General features: G+C 56.5%; 1 protein-coding gene. It reads right to left on the bottom strand.

All coding sequences use genetic code 11. The features are described 5' to 3' along the window. A partial coding sequence (locus THS27_RS27070; protein ID WP_168185034.1) for a hypothetical protein occupies nucleotides 1-818 on the bottom strand: 818 nt, incomplete at both ends.

Raw genomic sequence — 818 nt, 5'->3', positions numbered from 1 at the left:
CCTTTTGACCAATGTTTGGCCCCGTCCATCTGGGCGCGCATCGCATCGGTAACACCCCAGATATCGTCCTGCGCCTTCGCCAGCGCCGATTGCGACGACGCCACAGCCCGGTTGAATGTTTCCTGACCAATCGCACCGGCGGCAAGCAATTCACGAAGACGGGCCATCTCCGCATTATAGGATTCAATGGCTGTGCGGTTGCTTTCCGTCACCCGCTTGCCATCGGCCATCATTGCCACGCGTTTCGCTTCCGCATCCGTCAGATCATAAATAGCACCGACAGCATCCCGCACGGCCCGCCCTTGCGCACTGGTGGCGTCAACGCCTGCCCGCTTGATGGCATTATAAATATCCTGCTCACGGGCAGTTCGCCCCAACTGGTCCTGTTCAAATTTCAAATCAGCCAAAAGGTTACGAACAGCATCCGCCTGTTCCCGTGCCGATTTAACAGCATCCAGACGCTTGCGGGCAGCGTATTCCCCCTCAATGGCTTTGGTAATTTCGCCGCGCCGCGCTTCACCCTCTTTTAAAACCCGGTTCTCAATCTCGTTCACCATCTGGGCTTGTCGCACCGCCTCGGACGAACGCCCCCAGGCATCGGCAAGCCGGTCAATTGATGCAATATCAAGATCACTTTGCGCCTTGCGAAACGCTTCCTGCGCCTTTGTCGCCGCCTCAATCCGGCTTTTCAACTTGCTATATTCCGCCTGCGCCGACGCAAGGGCATCAACGGCAGCTTGTCGTCCGCCTTGCGCCCCTTCAATTTTCGCCGGAGCTGTCGACTCAAACAGGTTAGATGTATCAAATACATCATCCTT

Origin of the sequence: Thalassospira sp. MCCC 1A01428 (genome assembly GCF_002115825.1) — a bacterium.
GTDB lineage: Bacteria > Pseudomonadota > Alphaproteobacteria > Rhodospirillales > Thalassospiraceae > Thalassospira.
This window is presented reverse-complemented; position numbering and strand designations above follow the sequence as displayed.